Below are 14,814 nucleotides of genomic sequence, written 5' to 3'. Positions count from 1 at the left end.
CGCGCGCAGTGCGGCAGATCCCGTCATTCATTTCGCGAGGCGGCCGCGTCGAGCACCCGCTGGATCAACTGGGTGGTTGAGATTCCTCCCGTACGCCGAACGTAAGTGAGTTTCCCGGCTGCTGCAGCGGGCCCGTATACGAACTCGGCCCCCTCGGGCGACAAGTCGTCGCCGTGCACCACGGCGGTGATGCCGTGCTCGGCAAGAAACTCTTCGGTCACTTGGAGCGGGGCGCCCTCAATCACCTCGTCGACGTACCTGCACGACTCGATCACGGCGACACGCTCGGCGAGGGTCATGATGGGACGACGCTTGTAGGAGGCTGCGGTGTCGTCGGACAGCACGCCGACGACCAGCCAGTCACCATGGCGGCGCGCCTCCCGGAGGAGCGACACGTGGCCCGCGTGGAACAGGTCTCCAACCATGTCGACGTAAACCCGCGATATGGCAGCCGCACCCACGTCTGGGTTCTCCACAACAACTCACCTGCTCCTTCGCCCACACCAGTCGCGGTCGCTCACCGTTCTACCGGACGAGACCGCCGAGGCGCGGACATCGGCACGTCCGGATGCATGCACCCGTGAGCTGAGTACCTTGCGTGACGAGCGCTTCACGCCAGATCAGCGTGCCGGAGCCGCCGTACGCTTTCGTCATGCCGAGCCGTTACCTTCGCCGTCGTTGGGATGACTCGCGAGGCGACGAGTTCGACGGTTGGGGACACTCCGTCTGGTACTTCGAGGTCGACGACGGCGGCTGGCCTGTCCGCCAAGTGGAGGCCTACGACGCTGGCGCTGTACTCCGCTACGGGCCCGACCGTGAGGAAGACCAGTATGGAGGTCTGGGTCAGGTCAGTCTTGATGACCCGGAGGAGGACTGGAGCGCGCACATGATCGGCCGAGACGAGTTCGAATGTGCCTGGCACTCGGCCGGCGAGTAGGAGTCGGCGATCGCCATCGGCCCAGGCGTGTGCCGCGGCATCTGGGGTCACCGACCGTGGCAACGCACCGACGACTGGCGCGCACACAGGGCGGCATGAGCGGATGCTCAGCTGCGGGTCAAGGGCCACCGTCCGTAGCAAGCTGGCTCACGGGTATGGCGTGAGGCCACGTTGACGACGGGCACAAGCCCATCTCGCTTCTCGCGTCACGAGCGTGCCCGAACTACTCGAGGTTTTCCCGTGAGATCGGCGGCCCGATCCGAAGGTCCCGGAATGTAGCTCGCAGACCGGCACGCTCCGGCGAGCAGCACATGATGCCGACGTCCACAGTGGCGGGAAGGTCGAGATAACCAAGGCGCAACAACTGCCAGGGACCGTCGCCGCTGCGGCAGTGCACGGTCACTGCGGCGCCGAAGCGGGTGACTCGCATCGAGACCTCGCTGGGAACCCCCGCGATCGGCGCCATCGACACGTCTGAGAAATCACGTGTGAAGACCGTGCTGATCTGCACAGCGTCCGACGTGACCTCCAAGCCGGCCTTCAGCCAGTTGCGCTCGTCGGCTCGGATCATCATGCCGGCCTGGTCGAACCGTGTCGTATGCGTGGCAGACACGATGACCTCGGCAGTGAAGTCACCAGTCGTCGGCTGGTAGAAGAAGTGCCCGTTGTCGGTGGTCCAGCCGTAGAACGTCTCGCGCCAGAAATCGGTCCTCAGTTCCGTGACTGCGCGGAGGACGCCGTCCTCCAGTGACCAGTCACGCGGCTCGTTCAACCACGACATGTTCTTCAGCACGGCGGAGAGCGTAATCGCCAGGCGGCCCCCGCGCAGACCCTTACGACGCCGTCCAATCTCGAAGGACGCTCAGCACGGCACATCCGGTCATCGGCAGATGCGGATGCTCGGCGCGGGCGGCACAGGTCTCCGCCCGTGACAGAGCGTCGTCCTGACGGCGTTGATGAGGGGAATTCCGACTACTGGATCAACGGCGCCTGCCAGTCGGACGGAGCCACCACAAATGATCATGCGGCCAACTGCGCTGCCCAACGGCTATCAACGTGCCCAGTCGCACCCGATCCACCACCGCCGGGCCACCTCCTCTACGAGGCGATCGTACGCATGTTCTATAGGCCCGGGGTGGGTGGACGCGCTGCTGCGCGCATCCGGACCGGCAGGTCACTCGCAGCGGTCCTCGGCGCCTCGGCCGTACGGCTCGCAGCAGTCGGGGCGGTGCCGGTACACGCGCAGGTCGCGTCCGTGCCGGCGGCCGTACTCGGGCGTGATCTCGTAAAGGCAGGCCTGCCAGACGACGGTCTCCCCGCCGCCGGACACGACCTGGCCGTCCCCCGGTCCGCCGCGTAGCAGCACGTCCACGTCCTCGACCGTACGCAACCCATCAGCGCCGGGACGTGGCGTACGAGTCTCCGACCCAAGCGGTACCCCATCGGCACCGATGTCAACGGCCGTGTCACATGCGGGTGAGTCGGTGGTCGAGGGCGGTGTGGCGGCGGCCGGCACTGACGGTGCGGATGGCGGCGGCGAGGGCCCGGTGGGAGCCGACGAGGACGACGAGTTTCTTGGCGCCGGTGACGGCGGTGTAGAGCAGGCTGCGTTGCAGCATCATCCACGCACTGGTGGTCAGCGGGATGACCACTGCCGGGTATTCGGAGCCCTGGGAGCGGTGATGGTCATGGCGTAGGCGTGGGTGAGTTCGTCGAGTTCGTCGAAGTCGTAGTCGATGCTCTCGTCCTCGTCGGTACGCACGGTCAGGGTCTGCCTCGTCAGATGACAGGCGGGTTAGCGGCATCCTCATTTGCCGCTGACCGCGCGTCACGCAGCGTTACCGTTGGACGACCAAGACGGCGCTCGGTCTTGCCGAGAACAGCGTGCCAACTCCGCCGGCTCGAACGCCCAGACCGCCGACCTAGCTGCCAGGAGCGCTCTCATCGGAATACGGGCCTTCACGCAGGGCATGGGCAAGGCGATTGAGAACCTCGGGGACGGTGAAATCCCAGCCAACCAGTCGCGGTCCGGTCCAGTTGATCCCAATCCGATAGCCCTCATCGCTGAGTTCGGGCAGCTCTCCGCTTCTCCAAGCCTCGAAGGGGAGGGAGGCGGCGCGCAGGCCGCCGCCCCAGATTTCAGCCGCTCGCTCAGCTCGAGCCTGCGAGGACCAATACGGGAAGGCTCGCTCTCCGCTGGAAGTTTTCGGCGCGGGGCTTCCGTCATCGTCCCGCACATACCAGACAATCCGGTGACGTGCTACCTCCCGGAAGAACGCCGCCGCCTGGCTTGCACTTTGACTCATGCGCGGGACGCTAGCAGCACCGAGATCGACTGGGATGACCTGATCCTCATCCTGCCTACGCGTCGGATCTACACGCACTTGCACTGATCTGCCGCTGATGGTGCGCGGCCAACATGCCGAGGACCGGGCAGTCGGTCCGACGTCGATCAGGTCGCCTTCCGTGCCGCGCCTGTCTGCAGGGCGTCGAGGTCCCGTTCGGCGAACTGCCGGTGGTGCCACTCCTCGTTCAGGACGATCAGCAGGCACTCGCGTACCGGGAAGCTTTCTGGCGGCGGCCAGCCGGTCCCCTCGATGGGCTCGGTGCGGCTGGCCAGGGACTCGTCGGTCAGGCCGTCGACCACCGTGCGCACGGTCGCCATCCGGTCGCGGCGCAGCGCCAGGACCTCCTCGAGCGAGGGGCGGGCCTCGCGGTCCCGCGGGATCCCCGGGGTGTCCGGCATCTCGTCCCACGGCAGGTCGAGCGGGTCCCACGGCGAGGGGTCGCCGAGGATGGCCCGCCGCACCCACGCGTCGGTGGCGAACACCAGGTGGCGCAGGGTCTCGATGAACGACCACTCGCCGTCCACCGAGTCGTGCAGTAGCCCGGGGTCCAGGCCGCGAGCCCGCTCGACGGTGCCGTCCCAGAGCCGCTCGACGATGCCCCACGCTTCCCGGAAGCCGCCGGGGTCGGTGGGGCGCATCCTGGCTCGGACGGGGTCGCGCCGGTCGAGCTCCGCATTGACCAGAGTCGCGACGTCGACCCCGTTGACCACAAGGTTCTGGATCTCACCGTCGATCCGGACGTCGACCAGCTCGACGCCGCGCATCACCACCCCGCTCAAGTCGACGCCGCGGAACCGGGCGCGGGAGAGGTCGACGGCACGGAACTCGGCATCGGCCAGGTCGACACGCGCGAAACGCGAGCCGCTCAGGTTGTCCCCCGTGAAGTCAGCCATGGCCGGACTTTAGCCGCGCCCTGCGACAGGCCGCCGTCGTCGCGAGCGCGGCCCAGACGAGTTTCACTCTCTACGCCGTCCCGTTGACATCCGGACATGCCGCGATCCGCGCGTTACGTTCAGTGACAGACCTTGCCGACGCTCGACGTACGGTCGGCCAGGATGCGTGCGTCGCGAGTCAGGACTGGCCGGGGGCGGCGAATGCGGCGCGACGGGGTCGTTGATGCCGGCTGGCTGGGGCAGGCGCATTCGTACTCGTTACCCCTTGGCTGGCGACGCCAGCCGCGGCAGCATGTGGCGGATCTTCGGCCCGCATGGATCGTGATAGTCAATGACGATGTCCGGTCCGTGGTGATCCTCCATCGGCCCACCGCTGGTGTCGGATCGCGAGGTCGCGGTGGTCGTGGAGTTTTCCGTGGTCACGTGAATACTGACGCGGCACACCTCGGCATCGCTCAACGCGTGCGTCCCGCTGGTGATCACCATGACGGTCTGGTCGCCTGCCTCGTAACGAGCTGAACAGAGTCCCGTAGGAGTTGAGGGGCTGGGGTTGGCTGCTAGGCAGCGGCAGGCACGGCCACGGGCGTGCAGAGCGCGCGTCAGGTGGCCGGCGAAGGCGGCCTGCGAATCGGGGCAGGCCACATCCACGTGCAGTTCCTTGCCGACCGCGGCCGCGACGATCGCGTCAGCGACGGTCGCCAGCGTCGCCCGCTCCCGTGCCAGCTTCGACAGATCGGCCACGAGCGCCCCCAGTCCAGGCTGGCCGTCACCGGCACGCCTCCGTGTTGATCCATCACGTCGCGGTGACCGCCGGCTGTAGCCGGCCCGACCATCCGCGCTGGGACGGTCGGCGTTTCCCCGCTACTGGATCAGCGCCGCGAACGCCAGTGCCGTTGCACGAAGGCCGTCGGCCACGGCCCGCGATCACCACCGCCTCCGCTGCCTCCAGACGCGGGCACCGCACTCGCCGTGGCATGGAGGCCAGTGACCTGCGGTTGTGAGGTCGTGTCAGGTCGTGTGAGGTGCTGTTAGCCCGCACAGCCTCCTTCGCGACATGACCCGCTCATACCGTCGACACCACCGAATGGCCGAGGGGTACGAGCGACGAGACGACCGAACGCTCGGGATCAAGCTGCCCCTAACCGTCCCGGTCGGCGGGCAGCGGGTCAACCTGGGCACGATGGTGGTCTGGCTCAGCAACGCGACGCTGGTGGAACGCCGCCAGCACCAAGGGCGTATCTTCCACGCCTTTACGACCCCCGATCGACGCTACCGCTACCAGCTCGCGGACGAGGAGACCGCCGCCTGATCGGCCGCGGACGGTTACAGCGAAGGGTGGTGAGGTTGTCAACGCCGGCAGGGCGCCCTTCTCCGGTCTCAGCAGCCGCGATGTCGGTGCCGAGGGCGGCCGGTACCGTGGTCACGTTCGGCGCGTGTTGCGATCCTCGCCCGGTCGTGGCGCACTTAAACGACAAGCTTAGTGATCACCGGGAAGGTACCTCCGACGCAGCGCATGATCAGGTCATCCCAGGTCTGATCGGGCGCGTCGCCCCGCACGGCAGATGCACCACTGGGCAGCGCTGCTGTTCATGGCCGCGATCGTGGTGCACATGATGCGGGTGTTCTTCAGCGGCGCGTTCCGCAAGCCGCGTGAGCTCAACTGGATCATCGGCAGCCTGCTGTTCTGGGTCGGCTTCCTGGCCGGCTTCACCGGCTACTCGCTGCCCGACGACGGTCTGTCCGGCACCGGTCTGCGGATCGCCTCCGCCATCATGCTGTCGATCCCGGTGATCGGCTCGTGGGTCACCTCGTCGATCTTCGGCGGGGAGTTCCCGGGTGAGGTCATCATGGGCCGCTTCTTCATCGCCCACGTGCTGCTCATCCCCGGTCTCCTGCTCGCGCTGATCAGCCGCCCACCTGGGCCTGGTCTTCAAGCAGAAGCACACCCAGTGGCCCGGGCCCGGCCGGACCAACAGCAACGTGGTCGGCGAACGGATGTTCCCCCGGTACGCGATCAAGCAGGGCGGCTTCTTCATGGTCGTCTTCGGCGTCATCGCGCTGATGGGCGGCCTGTTCCAGATCAACCCGATCTGGCTGTTCGGCCCGTACGAGGCGTGGGTGGTCTCGGCCGCCAGCCAGCCCGACTGGTACGTCATGTTCCTCGACGGCTCGACCCGCCTCATGCCAGCGTGGGAGATCACCATCCCGATCGGCAACGGGTACGTCATCCCGCCGTTGTTCTGGCCCACGGTGGCGCTACCCGGCGTCCTGACGATGTTGCCGATCTTCTATCCGTTCATCGAGGCGCGGCGCAACAAGGACAACGAGCTGCACAACCTGCTCCAGCGGCCGCGCGACGTCCCGAACCGCACCGCCCTGGGCGCGATGGCCATCTCGTTCTACGTGGTGCTGACCCTGTCCGGCGGTAACGACGTGATCGCCGACAATTTCCACATCAGCCTGAACGCGATGACCTGGGCGGGCCGGATCGGGCTGATCCTGCTCCCGCCGCTGGCCTACTACGTCACCTACCGGATCTGCCACGGCCTGCAGCAGCACGACCGGGAGGTGCTGGCCCACGGCGTGGAGACCGGCATCATCCGGCGGCTGCCGGACGGTCGGTTCATCGAGGTGCACCAGCCCCTCGGCGCGACCGACGAGCACGGCCACGGCGAGTTGGAGTACGCCGGTTGGGTCGTACCGAAGAAGATGAACCGGCTCGGCGCGCTCGGCCCGGCCATCAAGGGCTTCTTCGTGCCGATCGAGAAGCTGGCCGAGGCGCCGGTCTCCCCCGGCCACCCGCCGGTCTCGGCCCCTCCGAAGGAGAAGGAGATCAGCGGAAAGCGCTGACCGCCCGCAACACACGACCGTGGCGCCCGCCGGAATCGGCGGGCGCCACGGTCGTTTCCGTTGCCGTACGTGCCCGCCTCCATCCCGGGTCAACTGCCGGGATCCTGCCCTTGACCAGGGCGAAACCTTGCTGACTCATGAACCCGGGCCAGAATCCGGCTACCACCCGCTCACACAAAGTTAATGAACTACGGACTGTTGACTACCCGGCAAGCCTGCCTCTAGCGTTCCCCTCAATCGAACGGCGTACGGCACATCGGAACAGTGTCGGATCCGTTCGGTCGAGTGGGACAGCCTGGACAGGAGGTCCGGTCGTGGCCATCGATGATCTACACCGTCTATTCGCGCCGGTCCAACTCGGCCAGGTCGCGCTGCGCAACCGGGTCTTCGTGCCCGGACACACCACCAACTTCGGGCGGGCCAACCAGCCCACCGACCGCCATGTCGCGTACCACGCCGAGCGGGCCCGCGGCGGCGTCGGCCTGATCATCACCGAGGCCGTCCGGGTGCACCCGACCAGCGCCGGCCGGCACATCAGCCTCGGCAGCTTCGACGACGCCTCGATCCCCGCCTACGCGGCGGTGGCGACGGCCGTACACGAGCACGGGGCGGCGATCTTCGCCCAGATCATGCACGCCGGCCGGCAGGCCAACGGGGACGCGACCCGGACCGCGGCCTGGTCCGCGTCGCCGCTGCCGTGGGCCGCCGGCGCGCACGTGCCGCACGCGATGGGCCACGACGACATCGCGGTGGTCGTCGAGGCGTTCGCCGCCGCCGCCCGCCGGATGCGCGCGGCCGGCTACGACGGGCTGGAGGTCCACGCCGGACACGGCCACCTGCTCCAGCAGTTCCTCTCCCCCAGCACCAACCTGCGCGACGACCGGTACGGCGGCAGCCCGGCCAACCGGCTGCGGCTGACCCGCGAGGTGTTGGCCGCGGTGTTCGCCACCGCCGGCGACCTGCCGGTCGGGTTGCGGGTCAGCGCCGACGAGTTCCTGCCCGGCGGCCTCGACCCGCGGGCCGTGGTGGAGATCGTCGCCCAGCTCCGCGCCGAGTTCCCGCTCGCCTTCGTGCACGTCAGCCACTCCGCCTACCACGGCAGCTACTCGCTGGCCACGCAGATGGCCGACATGAGCTTCGGGCACGCCCCGTTCCGCCACCACGCCGCCCTGTTCAAGCGGGAGTTCGCCGACCTGCCCGTACTGGCCGTCTGCCGGCTGGACAGCCTGCCCGAGGCGGCCGAACTGGTCGCGGCCGGCGACGCCGACCTGGTCGGCCTGGCCCGCCCGCACATCGCCGACCCGCACCTGGTCCGCAAGGCGATGACCGGCCGGCAGCACGAGGTGCGCTCCTGCCTGGCCTGCAACCAGGGCTGCATCGGGCGGCTGGAGACCGGGCTGCCGATCTCCTGCGTGGTCAACCCCGAGGTGGGCGCGGAACGCGAGTGGGCCGCGGCCTGGTCGGACCGGCCCGCCGTACGGCGGGTACTGGTGATCGGTGGCGGTCCGGCGGGGCTTTCGGCGGCGCTCGGCGCGAACCGGGCCGGCCACCGGGTGACCCTGGTCGAGGCCGCCGACCGGCTCGGCGGTCAGGTCGAACTGGCCGCCCGCGTACCCGGCCGGGAACGCCTCGGGCTGCTCACCGACGACCTGGTCCGGGACGTTACCGCGGCCGGGATCGAGGTACGGCTCGGCGAACGGGTGGACGCCGCGACGGTAATGACCGGCGACTTCCAGGACGTGATCGTGGCGACCGGTGCCCGGCCGGCCCGCCGCGAACTGCCCGGCGGCCCGCCGGTGCTCGACCTGGCCGACGCGGTGGCGAACCTGATCGAGCCGGCCGGGCCGGTCACCGGCACCGTCGTGGTGCTCGACGACGACGGCACCTGGGCGGCGGCGTCGGTCGCCGAGCAGCTGGCCCGGCTCGGGGCCAGGGTGCACCTGGTCTCGCCGACCGCGAGCGTCTGCGCCCGGATCACCACCTACTCCAAGCTCGCCCTGCTGCGCCGGTTCGCCGAGCTGGGCGTACGGGCCCAGCCGATGCGCACGGTCCGTGGCGTCGACGGGTCGACGGTGGAGTTCGTCGACGTGCTCAGCGGCGACGCCGTACGCGTGGACGGGGTCAGCGCCGTCGTCGACGCCGGCTCGGCGATCGCCGACGACGAGCTCTACCGCGCGCTGGAGGCCCGACCGGACGGCCCCCGGACACACCTGGTCGGCGACGCCAACGCACCCCGCACCGCTTTCGAAGCCATCTACGAGGGACGCCTCGCCGGCGCGTTCCTCGGCCAGTACGACACCGAGCCGGCCCGCCGGGTGCTGCTCGCCCACTAGCTCGTCTTCCACCTGGCCGGACGACCAAACCGATCGATCAACCAAGGGAGACCGACATGTTCGATGTCGAGGAACGGCTCACCCTGGACGAGCGTTCCGCCGTCGACTTCGTACTCAATCTGCGCAAGCGGTGGGCCGACACGGTCTACCCGGCGCTGCGCCAGGAGTTCAACGCCGTCGGGGAACCGGCGACGACCATCGCCGACGCCGAGACCCGGCTGCGCGAGCTGCCGCTCTATCCGTGGTTCAGCCACCTGGAGCGGGTGCAGCAGAAGATGCTGTGGAAGCTGGCCGGCGACGCGGTGCTGAGCCGCCGTACGGAGCTGGTGGACCAGTTGGCCCAGCCGGCGCGGCCGAAGGGCGCGCTCAAGCTGGACGCCGACCTGGACCTGCCCGGCTGGTACACCGACTACGACATCCACATCCAGCCCGGCGGATTCTTCTCCGACGACATGTCGGCCTATGTGTACGAGTTCGGCGCCCGCATCGTGATGCTGCGCGACAACGACGGATACAAGTTCCACTCGCTGTTCACCAGCACCGCCCTGCCGGAGGTGCCCGCGGCGACCCGGGTGGTCGACATCGGCTGCGGGTTCGGCAAGAGCACCCGCCCGTTGGTCGGCAAGTACCCGGACGCGGAGGTGATCGGCGTCGACTTCGCCGCCCCCGGGCTGCGGCTGGCGCACGTCGAGGCCGAGGCGGCCGAACTGGCCATCGACTTCCGGCAGGCCGACGGCCGGGACACCGGCATCGACGCGGACTCCTGCGACGTGGTCACCGGAACGATGGTGCTGCACGAGATGCCGGCCGAGGCGATCAGGGAAACCATCGTCGAGGCGGCCCGGCTGCTCAAGCCCGGCGGTGCGCTGCGGTTCCTGGAGTTTCAGCTCACCGGCGACCCGCTGCGCGACGCGACCGTCTACGAGCACGCCGAACGCAACAACGAACCCTTCTTCCACGCGCTGTTCGGCAGCGACCTGCTGCAGATCTGCGCCGAGGCCGGCCTCACCGAGGCCTCCTGGACCCCGTTCGACGAGCGCATGCACGGCGTACGGCCGGAGGGCTGGGGCGACCGGTTCGAGTGGCACTTCCCGTGGGCGGTCCTGTCCGCCACCAAGCCGGAGGCATGATGAGCACCGAATTCGACTACCTGGGCGACGCGAAGTCCAGCAAGCTGTTCGACCTGGTCCTGCAGCTCGCCACCGACCTGCACGTGACCCGGCAGCGGCTGCGGGCGGTCGAGGCCCTGCTGGTCCGCGGCGGGCATCTCGACGGCGACGCCGTCGACGGGTTCACCGCGACGCCCGCCGAGCAGCCGGCGTTCAACGCCGACCGGGACGGGTTGCAGGCCCGCCTGCTCCGGATCCTCACCGAGGACGGCCCCGCCGAGCACCCGCTGCGCAACCAGTGGGAAGCGGCCATCGAGACGCGCAGCCGCTGATGGGCACCGAAGATCCGGCCGGCCTGATCGACCGCTACCTGCAGTTGTGCGAGGACCGGCAGTTGGCCGAGGCGAGCCGGCTGCTCGCCCCCGGCGTACTGATCGTCTTTCCGGGTGGTCGGGTCTTCGGCTCGCTCACCGAGATGGCCGCGGCGGCCACCGGGCGGTACCGCTGGGTACGCAAGCACCGGGACCGCTACCTGGTCGGGACCGAGGCCGGCGGCGACCGGACCTCGGTGACCTCGCTCGGCACGCTCTACGGCGAGGACAACGACGGGTCGCCCTTCGACCGGATCCGCTACGCGGACGTGTTCCTGCTACAGGACGGGCTGATCACCGAGCAACACGTCTACAACGACCTGGCGGTCGACCTTCCGACCAGCCGCATCTGATCCCGACTTGTGACGAGGTATTTCGAGATGAGACATGGACTACGGGTGCTCGTGGGGGCCATGGCCGCCACGCTGGTACTGACCGGTTGCAACAGCGGCGACTCCGGCGGCGACGGCGCCGTTGGTGAGCCGGCCAAGCTGACCTTCGCCATCGCCTCCGCGGTGATCGGGCCGAAGGAGGAGGTGGCCGCGTTCGCGGTCGCCAAGGAACTCGGCTACTACGCCGAGGAGAAGCTGACCGTCGAGACCATCAACACCGACGGCTCGGTCGCCGCGCTGCAGGCGGTCGCCAGCGGCAGCGGCAGCGTCACCGCCGCCGACAGCGGCTCGATCCTCGGCGCGGTGGAGAAGAACGTGCCGGTCAAGGCGGTTGGCGGGCTGGTGCAGAACTGGCCCTGGGTGATCGCCGTCAAGCCGGACAGCACGATCACCGGCGGGGCCGACCTGAAGGGCAAGAAGATCGGCGTGATCAGCCTTGCGTCGGGCTCCGCGCCGTACGCCCGGGCCTTCGTCCGCGCGGCCGGGCTCGACCCGGAGAAGGACGTCGAACTGCTCCCGGTCGGTGTGGGTGCGCCGGCGGCGGCCGCGCTCAACGGCGGCCAGGTCGACATGCTGGCGCTCTACACCCAGGCGTACACGGTCATCGAGAACGCCGGCACCACACTGAAGTACCTGCCCAACCCCGACTCGCTGACCGGCATCCGGTCGCTGTCGTGGGCGGTCAGCTCGCGCAACGAGAACAGCGACGTCAACACCCGGTTCCTGCGGGCGTCGTACAAGGCGATGCTCTTCTCGGCGAAGAACCCCGAGGCGGCCATGCGGATCGGCTACAAGGTCTTCCCGCAGATCCTCGCCGGCCAGTCGGTCGAGTCGCGGCTGGCGGCGGATACCGCGAGCCTGCAGGCCTGGCTGAAGACGGCCACCCCGGCCACCGGTACGCCGGAGGACTTCCCGGCCTGGGGCGCGATCAGCGACCAGGAGTGGGCCAAGACCCAGGCGTACACCAAGGAAGCCGGCCAGATCACCGGCGAGGTCGAGCTGAGCAAGGTGTGGGACCCGAGCCTGCTCGCCGGCGCCAACGAGTTCGACAAGGCCGCTGTCCTGCAGCAGGCCACCAGTTACACCGCGAAGTAGCCGACCGGACACGCGGAGGGATACCCGATGGCCTACCGAACAACGGCCCGCCAACTACCGACGCCCACAGTGGTCGAGGAAAGCACCTGGATCGAGGTTGATGGCCTGCACAAGCTCTATCAACCCAAGAAGTCCGATCCGACGCTGGCCCTGAGCGACGTCAGCTTCTCCGTACGGCGGGGCGAGTTCATTTCGGTCGTCGGGCCCTCCGGGTGCGGCAAGACCACCCTGCTGAAGATCCTGGCCGGGCTGAGCCCGAAGTCGCAGGGCGTGGTGAGGATCGCCGGCCAGGAGGTGACCAAGCCGCTCCCCCAGGTCGGGATGGTCTTCCAGGCCCCGACGCTGCTGCCCTGGCGAACCATCTTCGAGAACGTGATGGTGCCGGCCGAGGTCCAGAAGCTGGACCCGGCCCGGCACCGAAAGCGGGCCCAGGAACTGCTGGAGATGGTCGGTCTCGACGGCTTCGAGCAGAAGTACCCGCACGAGCTCAGCGGCGGCATGCAGCAGCGCGCCGGGATCTGCCGGGCACTGGTGCACGACCCGGCCGTACTGCTGATGGACGAGCCGTTCGGCGCGCTGGACGCGATGACCCGCGAGTACATGAACGTCGAACTGCTGCGGATCTGGCGGGAGAGCGGGCAGACGGCGGTTCTGGTCACCCACTCGATCCCGGAGGCGGTCTTCCTGTCCGACCGGGTGGTCGTGCTCAGCCCGCGGCCCGGCCGGATCGCCGAGATCATCTCCATCGACCTGGAGCGGCCACGGGAGCTCGGCGTAATGTCCTCGGACCGCGCCGGCGTCTACGTGGAACGCATCCGCCGACACTTCAACGCCGCCGGCGTTATCGACTGACGGGGTTCGTCATGGCTACCACCAATCCGGTAAAGGATCCGGTCCGCCCGCGTACCGGGTCGCCCGCGCCCGCGCCGAAACCCGCCTGGCCAAAGCTGGACCTGCGGGACCGCCCCCAGCTCTGGCTGGTCCCGACGGTCTTCGTCGTGGTCGTCCTGGCCTGGGAGTACGGCGTACAGGTGTTCGGCGTGGACGAGTACGTGCTGCCGCGCCCGACGCAGATCGTCGACGCGCTCTGGCTGCAACTCAACGACGACCTGTTCTGGGGGCACCTGTGGGTGACCACCCAGGAGTCGCTGGTCGGCTTCGCGATCGGGGTGGGTGCGGCGGTCCTGCTGGGCACGTTCATCTCCCAGATCAAGATCGTCGAAGCCACCCTGATGCCGTACATCGTGGCCTTCCAGACGGTGCCGAAGGTCGCGCTGGCCCCGCTGTTCGTGGTCTGGTTCGGCTTCGGCCTGACCAGCAAGATCGTGATGGCCGCGGTGATCTCCTTCTTCCCGATGCTGGTCAACGTGATCGAGGGGCTGCGGGCCGCCGACGCCGACAAGATCCAGATGCTGACCGTGTTCGGCGCCAACAAGATGCAGATCTTCAGGATGGTCCGGCTGCCCAGTGCCCTGCCGTTCATCTTCGCCGGGCTGGACATCGGCATCGTCTTCGCCATCCTCGGCGCCGTGGTCGGTGAGTTCATCGGCGCCAAGGAGGGGCTGGGTTACCTGCTCCTACAGACCAACTACAACTTCGACATCGCCGGCATGTTCGCCGTGCTGGTGGTGCTGTCGGTAATGGGCCTGCTGGCCCACTTCGTGATCCGGCTCATCCAGCGCAAGGTCGCGTTCTGGGCCGAGGACACGAAAGTCATCGGCGCGTGAGCCGGCCGGGGGCCGACCCAAATCGCTTCGACGGGCGGGTCGCGCTGGTCACCGGCGCGGCCCGGGGCATCGGGGCGCGGATCGCGGCGACCCTGGCCGAACGCGGCGCGACCGTCGCCCAGGCCGACGTCGTCGAGCCCGACGGGTGGGCGGCGGCCGAGCTGGCCGGCGCGCACAGCCGGCACCACGTCGACGTCCGGTCGGCCGCCTCCTGCACCGACCTGGCGGCGGCCGTACTGGACCGGCACGGCCGGCTCGACCTGCTGGTCAACAACGCCGGCGTGGTCCGGCGCGGACCGGCGGCCACTATGTCCGAACAGGACTTCACTGACGTCCTCGACATCAACCTGACCGGCACGTTCCGGATGTGCCAGGCCGCGTACCCGGCCCTCCGCCGGGCGGGTGGAGCCGTGGTCAACATCGGCTCCACCAACGGGCACATCGCGGTGCTGGACACGCTCGGCTACTGCGTCAGCAAGGCCGGGGTGATGCACATGGCCCGGGTGCTGGCGCTGGAATGGGCGCCCGACCAGATCCGGGTCAACGCGGTCGGCCCGACCATCGTGCCCACCGACATGACCAGCGACCTGCGCGGCGACCCGGACTACCTGGCCGCCAAGCTGGCCACCATCCCGCTGGGCCGGATGGCCGGCGAGCAGGACGTCGCGAACGCGGTCGCCTACCTGCTCAGCGACGCCGCGGCCATGACCACCGGTCAGACGATCTTCGTCGACGGCGGCGTCACCATCCACTGAGCCC

General features: G+C 68.9%; 16 protein-coding genes and 2 pseudogenes. 11 read left to right on the top strand and 7 right to left on the bottom strand.

The window, feature by feature from the left end; translation table 11 throughout:
• Positions 1 to 23 precede the first annotated feature (23 nt).
• Complete coding sequence (locus OG470_RS22530; protein ID WP_328415174.1) at positions 24 to 476, bottom strand: adenylyltransferase/cytidyltransferase family protein; 453 nt, start codon at positions 474 to 476, stop codon at positions 24 to 26.
• Positions 477 to 652: 176 nt separating this feature from the next.
• On the opposite strand from OG470_RS22530, the gene OG470_RS22525 reads away from it, so the two are divergent.
• Positions 653 to 937: a hypothetical protein gene (locus OG470_RS22525; RefSeq protein WP_328415172.1), complete on the top strand. Its 285-nt coding sequence runs from the start codon at positions 653 to 655 to the stop codon at positions 935 to 937.
• A 223-nt stretch (positions 938 to 1,160) separates the two neighbouring features.
• Here the strand turns inward: OG470_RS22525 and OG470_RS22520 are convergent, their stop codons facing one another.
• The 6 genes and pseudogenes from OG470_RS22520 to OG470_RS22495 form a co-directional block, all read right to left on the bottom strand.
• Complete coding sequence (locus tag OG470_RS22520) at positions 1,161 to 1,730, bottom strand: DUF1349 domain-containing protein (RefSeq protein WP_328414838.1); 570 nt, start codon at positions 1,728 to 1,730, stop codon at positions 1,161 to 1,163.
• A gap of 381 nt (positions 1,731 to 2,111) precedes the next feature.
• Positions 2,112 to 2,309, bottom strand: a complete 198-nt coding sequence (locus OG470_RS22515; protein WP_328415170.1) for a hypothetical protein — start codon at positions 2,307 to 2,309, stop codon at positions 2,112 to 2,114.
• 94 nt (positions 2,310 to 2,403) lie between these two features.
• Positions 2,404 to 2,711 (bottom strand): annotated as a pseudogene (locus OG470_RS22510) (ATP-binding domain-containing protein); the annotation flags it as partial.
• A 148-nt stretch (positions 2,712 to 2,859) separates the two neighbouring features.
• The gene (locus OG470_RS22505; protein ID WP_328415168.1) at positions 2,860 to 3,243 is read right to left on the bottom strand and encodes a DUF2750 domain-containing protein; all 384 of its coding nucleotides are present in this window, start codon (positions 3,241 to 3,243) and stop codon (positions 2,860 to 2,862) included.
• A gap of 146 nt (positions 3,244 to 3,389) precedes the next feature.
• Positions 3,390 to 4,178: a DinB family protein gene (locus OG470_RS22500; RefSeq protein ID WP_328415166.1), complete on the bottom strand. Its 789-nt coding sequence runs from the start codon at positions 4,176 to 4,178 to the stop codon at positions 3,390 to 3,392.
• Positions 4,179 to 4,436: 258 nt separating this feature from the next.
• The gene (locus tag OG470_RS22495) at positions 4,437 to 4,919 is read right to left on the bottom strand and encodes a hypothetical protein (RefSeq protein ID WP_328415164.1); all 483 of its coding nucleotides are present in this window, start codon (positions 4,917 to 4,919) and stop codon (positions 4,437 to 4,439) included.
• Positions 4,920 to 5,232: 313 nt separating this feature from the next.
• Here OG470_RS22495 and OG470_RS22490 point away from each other — a divergent pair, with 313 nt between their 5' ends.
• The 10 genes and pseudogenes from OG470_RS22490 (at position 5,233) to OG470_RS22445 (ending at position 14,810) form a co-directional block, all read left to right on the top strand.
• Positions 5,233 to 5,487, top strand: a complete 255-nt coding sequence (locus tag OG470_RS22490; protein ID WP_328415162.1) for a hypothetical protein — start codon at positions 5,233 to 5,235, stop codon at positions 5,485 to 5,487.
• Positions 5,488 to 5,734: 247 nt separating this feature from the next.
• Positions 5,735 to 7,028, top strand: a pseudogene (gene qcrB, locus OG470_RS22485) (cytochrome bc1 complex cytochrome b subunit); the annotation flags it as partial.
• A 314-nt stretch (positions 7,029 to 7,342) separates the two neighbouring features.
• A complete protein-coding gene (locus tag OG470_RS22480) occupies positions 7,343 to 9,361 on the top strand; it encodes an oxidoreductase (protein WP_328415160.1) in 2,019 nt (672 codons plus the stop codon).
• A gap of 56 nt (positions 9,362 to 9,417) precedes the next feature.
• Positions 9,418 to 10,491 (top strand): class I SAM-dependent methyltransferase, encoded by a 1,074-nt coding sequence (locus tag OG470_RS22475; protein ID WP_328415158.1) that lies wholly within the window; start codon positions 9,418 to 9,420, stop codon positions 10,489 to 10,491.
• Positions 10,491 to 10,802 carry a hypothetical protein gene (locus tag OG470_RS22470; RefSeq protein ID WP_328415156.1) on the top strand — a complete coding sequence of 104 codons (312 nt, stop codon included), beginning with the start codon at positions 10,491 to 10,493 and terminating at the stop codon, positions 10,800 to 10,802. Before OG470_RS22475 ends, OG470_RS22470 begins: the two co-directional genes overlap by 1 nt.
• On the top strand, positions 10,802 to 11,194 hold the full coding sequence (locus tag OG470_RS22465; protein WP_328415154.1) for a hypothetical protein: 393 nt from the start codon (positions 10,802 to 10,804) through the stop codon (positions 11,192 to 11,194). Before OG470_RS22470 ends, OG470_RS22465 begins: the two co-directional genes overlap by 1 nt.
• 27 nt (positions 11,195 to 11,221) lie before the next feature.
• On the top strand, positions 11,222 to 12,328 hold the full coding sequence (locus OG470_RS22460) for an ABC transporter substrate-binding protein (protein WP_328415152.1): 1,107 nt from the start codon (positions 11,222 to 11,224) through the stop codon (positions 12,326 to 12,328).
• Between the two features lie 27 nt (positions 12,329 to 12,355).
• Positions 12,356 to 13,180 carry an ABC transporter ATP-binding protein gene (locus tag OG470_RS22455; protein ID WP_328415150.1) on the top strand — a complete coding sequence of 275 codons (825 nt, stop codon included), beginning with the start codon at positions 12,356 to 12,358 and terminating at the stop codon, positions 13,178 to 13,180.
• An 11-nt stretch (positions 13,181 to 13,191) separates the two neighbouring features.
• Positions 13,192 to 14,055, top strand: coding sequence for an ABC transporter permease (locus OG470_RS22450; RefSeq protein ID WP_328415148.1), 864 nt, complete (start codon positions 13,192 to 13,194; stop codon positions 14,053 to 14,055).
• Positions 14,052 to 14,810 carry an SDR family NAD(P)-dependent oxidoreductase gene (locus OG470_RS22445; protein ID WP_328415146.1) on the top strand — a complete coding sequence of 253 codons (759 nt, stop codon included), beginning with the start codon at positions 14,052 to 14,054 and terminating at the stop codon, positions 14,808 to 14,810. The genes OG470_RS22450 and OG470_RS22445 overlap by 4 nt, the downstream gene beginning before the upstream one ends.
• Positions 14,811 to 14,814: the final 4 nt, after the last annotated feature.

Origin of the sequence: Micromonospora sp. NBC_00389 (assembly GCF_036059255.1) — a bacterium.
Taxonomy (GTDB): domain Bacteria; phylum Actinomycetota; class Actinomycetes; order Mycobacteriales; family Micromonosporaceae; genus Micromonospora.
Note: the sequence above shows the minus strand (reverse complement) of the source record. Positions and strands in the feature narration are given on the sequence as shown.

Bases quoted from the DNA above. Each gene is read 5' to 3' on its own strand.
- OG470_RS22475 (WP_328415158.1), top strand. From the start codon at position 9,418: ATGTTCGATGTCGAGGAACGGCTCACCCTGGACGAGCGTTCCGCCGTC.
- OG470_RS22460 (WP_328415152.1), top strand. From the start codon at position 11,222: ATGAGACATGGACTACGGGTGCTCGTGGGGGCCATGGCCGCCACGCTG.
- OG470_RS22455 (WP_328415150.1), top strand. From the start codon at position 12,356: ATGGCCTACCGAACAACGGCCCGCCAACTACCGACGCCCACAGTGGTC.
- OG470_RS22500 (WP_328415166.1), bottom strand. From the start codon at position 4,178: ATGGCTGACTTCACGGGGGACAACCTGAGCGGCTCGCGTTTCGCGCGT.
- OG470_RS22470 (WP_328415156.1), top strand. From the start codon at position 10,491: ATGAGCACCGAATTCGACTACCTGGGCGACGCGAAGTCCAGCAAGCTG.
- OG470_RS22505 (WP_328415168.1), bottom strand. From the start codon at position 3,243: ATGAGTCAAAGTGCAAGCCAGGCGGCGGCGTTCTTCCGGGAGGTAGCA.
- OG470_RS22490 (WP_328415162.1), top strand. From the start codon at position 5,233: ATGACCCGCTCATACCGTCGACACCACCGAATGGCCGAGGGGTACGAG.
- OG470_RS22465 (WP_328415154.1), top strand. From the start codon at position 10,802: ATGGGCACCGAAGATCCGGCCGGCCTGATCGACCGCTACCTGCAGTTG.
- OG470_RS22525 (WP_328415172.1), top strand. From the start codon at position 653: ATGCCGAGCCGTTACCTTCGCCGTCGTTGGGATGACTCGCGAGGCGAC.
- OG470_RS22450 (WP_328415148.1), top strand. From the start codon at position 13,192: ATGGCTACCACCAATCCGGTAAAGGATCCGGTCCGCCCGCGTACCGGG.